Here is a 9736-nt window from a genome sequence, read left to right on the forward strand (position 1 = left end):
CGGTAGCGGAGATCGAAACTTTGCTGCTCGCCCGCGCGGAACGCGCGTCGTTCTGAAAAGCGCTCGACCATCACCGACACTTTAAACAGCAGGGTTTCTTCAAAGGGATGCGCCCGACATCCGAGCACAAGTTTCTGCCCAAGCTTGGTGCGCGATGCACCAATCAAGTGCGCCCTGAAATCGTTAACGGCGCTACCCTTCTCCTTGGCGAACCCGCTAAATTCAGATTAGTCGCGTCATATCAGCGGACTGCGCGATCCAGCAAAACCTAGCCCCGGAAGAAATCCGTGGTACGCATTCTGCTAACGGCTGCCGGTGATGTTTACCGGGAGCGATCATGGCCACATTCGACAATCCATTCGATCCGCAAGTCCAACTTCGCTGCAGTTGCGGCAAGCACGCGAACGATAGCGAGCATGATGCGAGCGTCATAACCAGCGCGGAGCACGCAACGCAACGCGTCGTCGAATCGGCGCTGATGCGGGCGCTGTTTCCAGTCGACGCGACGCGCCGCAATTTCATTCGCAGCGTGGGCGCCAGCGCGGCTCTGGCGGCGATTTCAAGTCTGCTGCCGATCGACGCCATACAGGCGATGGCGGCCGAAACGCCCGGCCCGCCCGAAAAGAAAAATCTGAAAATCGGCTTCATCCCGATCACCTGCGCAACGCCGCTGATCATGGCCGGACCGATGGGGTTCTACAGCAAGCAGGGCCTCGACGTGACCTTGATTAAAACCGCTGGCTGGGCGCTGATCCGAGACAAGATGTTGAACAAGGAGCACGACGCATCGCACATGCTGTCGCCGATGCCGCTGGCGATTTCGATGGGCGCGGGCTCAGTCGCGCAAGCGATGAATGTCGCGACCATCCAGAATATCAACGGCCAGGCGATCACGCTGGCCCTGAAGCACAAGGATCGGCGCGATCCGAAAAGCTGGAAAGGCATGACGTTCGCCGTGCCATTCGAATATTCGATGCACAACTTCCTGCTGCGCTATTACGTTGCCGAGCACGGCATCGATCCCGACAGGGATATCCAGATCCGCGTGACGCCGCCGCCGGAGATGGTCGCCAATTTACGCGCGGGAAATATCGATGGCTACCTCGGTCCCGATCCGTTTAACCAGCGCGCGGTGTTCGACCAGATCGGTTTCATCCATCTCTTGACCAAGGAATTGTGGGACGGCCATCCGTGTTGCGCATTCGGCGTGACCGATGCGTTCGTCAAGGAGAATCCGAACACGTTCGCCGCCTTGTTTCGCGCCATGGTCGATGCCGCCGCATTTGCCCACGATGCCAAAAATCGCAAGGAGATCGCAGCCGCGATCGCGCCGGCAAATTACCTGAATCAACCCGTGCCGGTTGTCGAGCAGGTACTTACCGGGCGCTTTGCCGACGGTCTCGGCAACGTCGTCAACGCGCCGAACCGCATCGATTTCGATCCTTTCCCGTGGCAGTCGATGGCAGTCTGGATTCTCACGCAGATGAAGCGCTGGGGCTATGTGAAGGCAGACGTGCAATACAAGGACATCGCCGAAAAAGTGTTCCTGGTCAGCGACGCGCGCAAATACATGAAAGACGCCGGCGCCGCGCCGCCGGATGCCGCTTACAGGAAAATCTCGGTGATGGGCAAGGAATTCGATCCGACGAAGCCGGAGGCATACGTGCAAAGTTTCGCGATCAAACGAGCGTAGCTTCTCACCTTGCGTCGTTTCCCCGGAAGCAGACCCGTGGGTCGAAACAAGCGTCGCTGGATTCCTGCTCCCGCCTAAAGCGGGCCGCGACAAGCTTTGCGGGAACGACGGCTTTCTTTATCAGCGAAATTCGATATGACCAAATCCTCCGCTTATCGCGCCGCTCTTTTATCGCTTGCCATCTTCGGCCTGTTCCTGCTGGTCTGGCACCTCGCGACCCTGCCGGTCGATAACACGATCGGCGGCGATAGCGAATACGCAAAGCTGATGGGCGGCGGCGACACGACGGCTTCCGGTTTGCCGACGCCGCTGCAAATGGGCGAGACGATCTGGAGACATCTGAGCAATCCGTTCTACGACAACGGCGCCAATGACAAAGGCATAGGCATACAGTTGGCGTACTCGATCGCGCGCGTGCTGCTCGGTTTTGCGCTGGCCGCGCTGCTGGCGATTCCGCTCGGTTTTCTGATTGGCATGTCGCCGCTGATTTATCGCGCGCTCGATCCTTTTATCCAGGTGCTGAAGCCGATTTCACCGCTGGCGTGGATGCCGCTCGCGCTGTATACGATCAAGGATTCGACAACGTCATCGATATTCGTGATCTTTGTCTGCTCGCTGTGGCCGATGCTGCTGAACACGGTTCACGGCGTCGCTTCGGTCAGGCGCGATTGGCTGAACGTCGCCAAAACACTGGAGGCTAGCGTTTTGCGCAAAGCTTTTCTGGTGATTCTGCCGGCAGCGGCGCCGACGATTTTGACGGGTATGCGGATTTCGATGGGCATCGCCTGGCTCGTCATCGTCGCCGCCGAAATGCTGGTTGGCGGCACCGGCATCGGCTACTTCGTCTGGAACGAATGGAATAACCTGAGCCTGACCAACGTCATTTTCGCGATCCTGACGATAGGGGTGGTCGGCATGCTGCTCGACCTGGTTTTCGGCTGGCTATCCCGGCTGGTCGCCTACCAGGAGTAGGCGTGGACGCTTTTCTGAAAGTCGAGGATTTGAGCAGGGTTTACCGCGGTATGCGCGGCGAGCCGCTGGTCGTGTTCGATCAGGTACACTTCAGTGTGCGGAAAGGTGAATTCGTCTGCATCGTCGGCCATTCCGGCTGCGGCAAATCGACTATCCTGAACATCCTCGCCGGTCTCGACGAGGCGACCAGCGGCGTGGTCGTCATGGATGGCCGCGAAGTTTCCGGCCCCAGCCTCGACCGCGGCGTCGTGTTCCAAAGCCATGCGCTGATGCCATGGTTATCTGCGGAAAAAAACGTCGCTTTCGGCGTGCGTTCGCGCTGGCCCGACTGGAGCAGGCAAAAACTCGCCGCCCATTGCCGGAAATACCTGGACCTCGTCGGACTGACCGGCTCCGAGCACAAGAAGCCGGCCGAACTCTCTGGCGGCATGAAGCAGCGCGTCGGCATCGCGCGCGCGTTCGCGATCGAGCCGAAAATGCTGTTGCTCGACGAGCCATTCGGAGCGCTCGATGCGTTGACGCGCGGCTTGATCCAGGACGAGCTCAAAAGAATCTGCGCGGCAACGCATCAGACCGTTTTCATGATTACGCACGACGTCGATGAAGCGATCCTGTTATCCGACAGAATCATGCTGATGAGTAACGGCCCGCGCGCCAGAATCGCCGAAATCGTGCAGAACACACTGCCGGAAAACCGCGCGCGCGACACCATACACAAAGACCCGCGGTACTACCCGATCCGCAATCACCTCGTCGATTTCCTGGTCACACGCTCGAAGCGCTTCAATGCCGAGCCGCCGCCGGACTACGACCCCAGGTATCCGCCCATCATCTCACCCGGAGTTTCCGCAAACCCGGAGACGCAACGCGGAGACCAGCCTTTCGCGCGCGAGGAACGCGTATTCAACCTACACAGCTAAACAGAACAGGAGAAAACGCATGACCCGAGCGGAACTGACCGAGAAGATACTGGGCGCCAAACTGAAAAAAGGAATCAGCTGGCCCAAGCTGGCCGAAAAAATCGGCCGCAGCCCGGTCTGGACGACAGCGGCATTGATGGGACAAATGCCGCTGTCGGCGGATGAAGCGAAAAGTGCGGGCACAGCGCTGGGCCTGACCGAAAATGATGTGACGATGCTGCAAATTGTGCCGACACGCGGCTCACTCGGCGCGGCTGTCCCGGTCGACCCGACGATCTATCGGTTCTATGAACTGATACAGGTCTACGGTACTGCCTGGAAGGAATTGATTCACGAAGAATTCGGCGACGGCATAATGAGCGCCATCGATTTCGAAATGACCATGGAGCGCATGCCCGATCCCAAGGGGGATCGGGTAAAAATCGTGATGCACGGAAAATTTCTGCCGTACCGCAAATACTGATCGCTACAGCGTCCTATCGTATCGCTACAGCGTCAAAAAATAAAAAGGCAGCCGAGGCTGCCTTTTTATCGGGCTAACGGCGACCGTTAACCCGGCGTAGCGTCGCTGCTTTTTCCCGCGGTCTTGCTGTACTTCTGACGGAATTTCTCGACACGGCCGGCGGTATCGAGAACTTTCTGCTTGCCGGTATAGAAGGGATGGCAAGCCGAACAAACCTCGACGTGCAATGGCTTGCCCAGTGTCGATTTCGTCTTGAAAGTGTTGCCGCAACTGCAGGTCACTGCAATTTCTTCGTATTTCGGATGGATATCTGGTTTCATAATCGCCTCACGCGGCGGGAAAGCCGACATGTGAAAAGCGCGAATTATCGCGCAATGACCAATTTGAGGCAAGGCGACGCGACATAACTCGCCATACGCGAAAAAAATTTCCAGTCTGAAAAACGGCTGGCAGCGCAATCCAAGGAAGAAGAATAAAACCTTCCGGCAGGAGCATCCAGTTGTCGTAAAATCAGTCTCTCTGGCAAAGCACAACATCCCGCGTTTCGTGCGCCCACGCTCTACAGCGACGTTTCCATGCCTGTCAATCTTGCACTGCTCGATCGCAATGATCTGCTTTCCGTTCATGGTGTCCGCCTCGGCGTCGCTGAGGCCGCGATTAAAAAGCCCGGCCGCAAGGATCTGCTTGTTATCGCTCTTGAGTCCGGTGCGAACGTGGCCGGCGTGTTTACGCAAAATCGTTTTTGCGCGGCGCCGGTCGTGATCGCGCGCGAGCGCTTGCGAGGGAACCACGGGACTCGAGTGCTGGTCGTGAATACCGGTAATGCCAACGCGGGGACGGGGGCAGACGGCCTCAGGCGCACGCACGAGGTATGCCTTGAGACTGCCAAAATATTGGGCTGCGATCCGGAACAGGTCCTGCCGTTTTCGACGGGCGTAATCATGGAACCGCTGCCGGTCGAGCGCATTGTCGCCGGTTTGCCGCGCTGCATGGACGACCTTCGCGAAGACAACTGGTATGACGCAGCCCATGCGATCATGACTACCGATACGGTTGCGAAAGCGGCGTCACGCCGAATCGATATAGATGGGTTGAGCGTCACGCTCACCGGCATCGCCAAGGGCGCGGGCATGATTCATCCGGATATGGCGACGATGCTCGCTTTTATCGCGACCGACGCGCGCGTCAGCCAGCCGCAATTACAAGCCCTGGCAAGCGGGGCCGCGGCGCGCTCGTTCAACTGCATCACGATCGATGGCGACACATCGACGAACGATGCCTTCATGCTGATTGCATCGGGCACCGCAAAGATGCCGGAGATCACGGACGCCGCTAGTGTCGCTTTCAGGAAGCTGCAACAAGCAATGACCGAAACATCGATCCAGCTCGCGCAGGCAATCGTACGGGATGGCGAGGGCGCGACCAAATTCATTACTGTTCAGGTAGAGCAGGGCCGGGATGAACAGGAATGCCGGGCTATCGCTTTTTCGATCGCGCACTCTCCGCTCGTGAAGACTGCGTTCTTCGCCTCCGATCCGAATCTGGGGCGAATATTAGCGGCAATCGGCAAGGTCGATGTCGCTGGCATGAATGTGCATGACGTAGCGCTTTATCTCGATGACGTTCTGGTTGCGGAAGGAGGTGGCCGCACCGCGAGCTATGCCGAAGCGGACGGCAGGCGCGTGCTGAGCCAAGCGGAAATCACGATACGCGTGTTGCTGAATCGTGGCGATGCGAGCGCGACGATCTGGACCTGCGATCTATCGCATGACTATGTCAGCATCAACGCCGATTATCGGAGCTGAAAACGTGCAGCCTTTGCCGACAGCGTTTGCGGATTCCAGCAATATTGCGATGCTCGTTGAGCGCGCCGAAGCCCTTCTCGATCGCATCGATGGTTTGATGAGTGGCGAATCGATCGCGACCGATTGGAGCGCATCGACTGCCTTTCAATGGCGCAAGCGCGGCGCTGGTAGTGGTAAGGGACGCATCGAAGCGGTCAAGCATCTGCACCGCATCAGCCTCGATGATCTGCTCGGCATAGACGCGCAACGTGCGCGTATCGAACAAAATACCGCGCAATTCGTGCGCGGCCATCCGGCCAATAATGTCCTCCTGACCGGTGCCCGCGGCACCGGCAAATCATCGCTGATCAAGGCGCTGCTGAATCGCTACTCGTCTGAAAACCTGCGCGTGATCGAAGTCGAAAAACATGATCTCGTCGATTTGCACGAGATCGTCGATCGGGTGTTCAACCGGCCTGAGAAATTCATCGTTTTTTGCGACGATCTTTCGTTCGCGGAGGATGAGCCCGGCTATATCGCGCTGAAAGTCGTTCTCGACGGTTCGCTCTCGGCCGCAACCGAGAACGTGCTGATCTACGCGACATCGAATCGGCGCCATTTGATGCCCGAAAAAATGCGCGAGAATGCCGATACGACCTGGATCGATGAGGAGATTCACCCCGGCGAAACAGTCGAGGAAAAGATTTCGCTGTCCGAGCGATTTGGCCTCTGGGTTTCGTTCTATCCGTTCAACCAGGAGCAGTATCTGCGGATCGTCGCGCATTGGCTGGACCATTTCGAAATGAAATTGGCTGACGACGCGCGCACCGCTGCGCTGCAGTGGGCGCTGGGGCGCGGTTCGCGCAGCGGCCGGGTTGCATGGCATTTCGCGCGCGATTGGGCGGGTCAGCGGAAACTCGCCGCGGACCGCGAATAGTGCAGCGCGAAGAGCCCGGTTTTTCCGGATTGAATCAGGGTCGGATAATAGACGTCGCTGCTGCGGTCATACTCAAGCCGAATGGCGATTTTCTGCTCGGGCAACGCCCGTCAGGCAAACCCTACCCCGGCTACTGGGAATTTCCCGGAGGCAAGATAGAGCCGGACGAGACCGCGCGCGAAGCATTGCTGCGCGAGCTCGATGAGGAACTAGGCATACGCGTGACGCGCGCCGACCCCTGGTTGACGCGCACGTATCGCTATCCGCACGCGACGGTCAGATTGCGCTTCTTCCGCGTGTCGAAATGGGATGGAGAGATACGGCCGCGCGAACATGTGGCGCTTGCCTGGCAGTCGGCGAGCGATATCGAAGTCGCGCCGCTGCTGCCGCCCGATCAACCCGTGCTCGATGCGCTGCGGCTGCCGGACTTCTATGCGATCACGCCCGACCGCCAGACTCGTTCCAATGATTTTATGACCCAGCTTGAGCGGGCTTTGCGGGATGGCCTTCGGCTTCTGCAAGTCCGGGACAAAAGCGCTTCGGACGCGGAATTCACAAGGTTCGCCCGCGATGCTGTCGCACTTTGCCGGGCACATAAAGCGAACGTGATGCTGAATAGCGAGATTCAACTCGCTGAAACGCTGGGCGCGGACGGTGTTCAATTGACCAGCGCGCAGTTGATGGCGCTTGCGGAACGTCCGTCGCTCGATCTGTGCGGCGCATCCTGTCACGATGTCCGCGAACTCGAACGCGCAATCGAGTTGAATATGGATTTTGTCGTGCTCGGTTCCGTTTTTCCGACCGCAAGCCATTCGGATTCGTCGAGTCTCCATCGGCAAAATCTCGGCTGGCGACAGTTTGGCGAATTGATCGCCGACTATCCGTTGCCGGTTTATGCGATCGGCGGGTTGCGGGCAGGCGATTTACAAACTGCGAAGAATCACGGCGCGCATGGCATCGCGATGATTCGCGGTGCGTGGCCCAACGGCAGCGGCTTGGAAATCAGCGGAAGTTTGAGGCCGGATTCTGATTAACGATCTTCGTCCGGCTTGCCGATTTCGTCGTCTGCTTCTTCAACGTTGCTTTCAGCGGCGATTCGGTAGCTTTCGGAAGCCCACGCGCCCAGATCGATCAACTTGCAGCGCTCGGTGCAAAACGGGCGAAAGGAATTTTCTGTGCTCCAGACGATGGTACGCCCGCATTGCGGGCAGGCTACGAGATGCTGACGCGGTTTAGCAACTTCCATGTTGCGCAGTAGCAGTTTGCAGAAGGTCAGAGACAGAAAGTAAGATTGAAAACGGCCGGAGCGCCTTTATTCTGCGGCGTTGCGTCATCTTGGTTTCGCGTAGCTACGTGACTACCTACACGGAAACCTGTGTCACATGCATTTTATCGTTTCGATGGCCTTCATCATAGCCACTTACCAAATCGCCTGATTGCCTCTGCCGTAAATAGGTTCTCACGATGCCCGTCCAACTGACTGATTCTCTCGCGTAGCCGGTCAAACTGCGCCAGTGCCTTCCCTTTGGTTTTTTCCAGCCGTCCCATTCACTCGCCTGGTCGGATAGCCGCCGCTCGATCTTGCTCTGCTTGCGTGACGTTGTCGAGACCGGCGTGATAGGGCAAGGCGCGATAGCCATTCGCGATAAAGGAACGCCGCGGTCTCCTCGACTTTCTTGCGCGACAAACAATAGACAATTCCAGCGTCGTCGCGATGCGGCCTGAGAAAATCGAGCAGTTGGCGGCGGGGATCGCGCTTCGCCGCGACGCGATATTGAATGTTCGGACGGTCGAAGCTCGACACAAACTGGCGCGCCGATTCGAGGTGCAGACGCTCGATGATTTCAGCGCGCGTCGGCGCGTCGGCGGTTGCCGTCAGCGCGATGCGCGGCACGTTCGGGAAGCGCGCGTGCAGAATCGAAAGCTCGCGGTATTCGGGACGAAAATCGTGGCCCCATTGCGACACGCAATAGGCTTCATCGATGGCAAAAAGCGCTACATCAATGCGCGCAAGTAACTCCAGGAAGCGCGGCGTCAGCAGGCGTTCGGGCGCGACATACAGCAGATTGAGGCTGCCGTACAACAGTTCTTGCTCGGTCGCGCGAGCGGCCTCGCTATCGAGACTCGAATTCAGGAACGCCGCCGCCACCCCCAAGTTGCAGCAACGCCTGCACTTGATCCTGCATGAGCGCGATCAACGGTGAAACGACGCCGCCGTGCCCGGACGCACGAGCGCGGGGATTTGATAGCACAACGATTTGCCGCCGCCGGTGGGCATGAGCACGAGGCAGTCGCCGCCCTCGATCACATGCGCGACGATGCTGTCCTGCAGCCCGCGAAATTCCGGGTAGCCGAAAACGGTACTCAGTATTTCGCGCGCCTTCGGCAGGATCATCGCGGACCGGCCTCTGCCATTCGCGGCACATCACCGGAATTACGTTCCTCGGAACGGCCGCGACAATCGTTGTCGTTTCTCCGCCGGAGTAGCGCCTTTTGCGGTCTGCCCAAGCTTCATCGCGACGCATCCATTCGGGCAGCCCGGCGGGCATGTCCTCGCTCTCCGCAAACTTTGTCCCATAGCGCTTCAGTGCGATGTTCATGTCGGGGTGCGTGTTCGCCGGTTTCAATGCCTCCAACCCCCCCGTTCCAATTTCCGAGCAGCTTGCGTACCGCTTCTTCACGTTCCGCTTTTGTCCGCGCAGAGCTCTCCGGCCGGTTGCTTGTATCCAGCGCTGCGACCTCAACCGGCCCGCCGGGGTTCCCGTTATTGCCGGGCAGCATGTTCGGCCGCTCGGGTTGACCGGATCCACGCCGGCGGCGTCATTCCCGGCCCGGTCGTACTGGTATAGCTGGAACCGCTCGATCACCTTGATCAGCCGGTTTGAGTATTCCGTTGAAGTGGCATAGCCGGCCGACTGCAGCCCCCGGGCCCAGCTTTTGTAATCGGTCCGGTCGAGGTTGAACAGG

Annotated in this window: 10 protein-coding genes and 1 pseudogene; 7 read left to right on the top strand and 4 right to left on the bottom strand. The window is 58.6% G+C overall.

Annotated features, from left to right (window positions below; translation table 11 throughout):
• A partial coding sequence (locus tag H0V78_10605; GenBank protein ID MBA2352201.1) for a hypothetical protein occupies positions 1-167 on the bottom strand: 167 nt, incomplete at its 3' end.
• A gap of 170 nt (positions 168-337) precedes the next feature.
• Here H0V78_10605 and H0V78_10610 point away from each other — a divergent pair.
• The 4 genes from H0V78_10610 (at position 338) to cynS (ending at position 4048) form a co-directional block, all read left to right on the top strand.
• The gene (locus tag H0V78_10610) at positions 338-1693 is read left to right on the top strand and encodes an ABC transporter substrate-binding protein (GenBank protein ID MBA2352202.1); all 1356 of its coding nucleotides are present in this window, start codon (positions 338-340) and stop codon (positions 1691-1693) included.
• A gap of 135 nt (positions 1694-1828) precedes the next feature.
• A complete protein-coding gene (ntrB, locus tag H0V78_10615; GenBank protein ID MBA2352203.1) occupies positions 1829-2665 on the top strand; it encodes a nitrate ABC transporter permease in 837 nt (278 codons plus the stop codon).
• 50 nt (positions 2666-2715) lie between these two features.
• Entirely contained in the window at positions 2716-3585 is an 870-nt protein-coding gene (locus H0V78_10620) for an ABC transporter ATP-binding protein (protein MBA2352204.1), read from the top strand.
• A gap of 19 nt (positions 3586-3604) precedes the next feature.
• On the top strand, positions 3605-4048 hold the full coding sequence (gene cynS, locus H0V78_10625) for a cyanase (GenBank protein ID MBA2352205.1): 444 nt from the start codon (positions 3605-3607) through the stop codon (positions 4046-4048).
• A gap of 86 nt (positions 4049-4134) precedes the next feature.
• Here the strand turns inward: cynS and rpmE are convergent, their stop codons facing one another.
• A complete protein-coding gene (gene rpmE, locus H0V78_10630; protein ID MBA2352206.1) occupies positions 4135-4368 on the bottom strand; it encodes a 50S ribosomal protein L31 in 234 nt (77 codons plus the stop codon).
• A gap of 255 nt (positions 4369-4623) precedes the next feature.
• On the opposite strand from rpmE, the gene argJ reads away from it, so the two are divergent.
• The 3 genes from argJ to H0V78_10645 are packed head-to-tail and all read left to right on the top strand — an operon-like array spanning position 4624 to position 7803.
• Entirely contained in the window at positions 4624-5853 is a 1230-nt protein-coding gene (gene argJ, locus H0V78_10635; GenBank protein ID MBA2352207.1) for a bifunctional glutamate N-acetyltransferase/amino-acid acetyltransferase ArgJ, read from the top strand.
• Positions 5854-5902: 49 nt separating this feature from the next.
• Positions 5903-6769, top strand: a complete 867-nt coding sequence (locus tag H0V78_10640; GenBank protein ID MBA2352208.1) for an ATP-binding protein — start codon at positions 5903-5905, stop codon at positions 6767-6769.
• Complete coding sequence (locus H0V78_10645; GenBank protein MBA2352209.1) at positions 6712-7803, top strand: Nudix family hydrolase; 1092 nt, start codon at positions 6712-6714, stop codon at positions 7801-7803. Before H0V78_10640 ends, H0V78_10645 begins: the two co-directional genes overlap by 58 nt.
• Here H0V78_10645 and H0V78_10650 read toward each other — a convergent pair.
• Both H0V78_10650 and H0V78_10655 read right to left on the bottom strand, forming a co-directional pair.
• On the bottom strand, positions 7800-8015 hold the full coding sequence (locus tag H0V78_10650) for a DNA gyrase inhibitor YacG (GenBank protein ID MBA2352210.1): 216 nt from the start codon (positions 8013-8015) through the stop codon (positions 7800-7802). The two genes, H0V78_10645 and H0V78_10650, sit on opposite strands and share 4 nt — an antisense overlap.
• Positions 8016-8317: 302 nt before the next feature.
• Positions 8318-9158 (bottom strand): annotated as a pseudogene (locus tag H0V78_10655) (RecQ family ATP-dependent DNA helicase).
• Positions 9159-9736: the final 578 nt, after the last annotated feature.

It is taken from the genome of Burkholderiales bacterium (assembly GCA_013695435.1).
Classification (GTDB): Bacteria; Pseudomonadota; Gammaproteobacteria; order Burkholderiales; family JACMKV01; genus JACMKV01.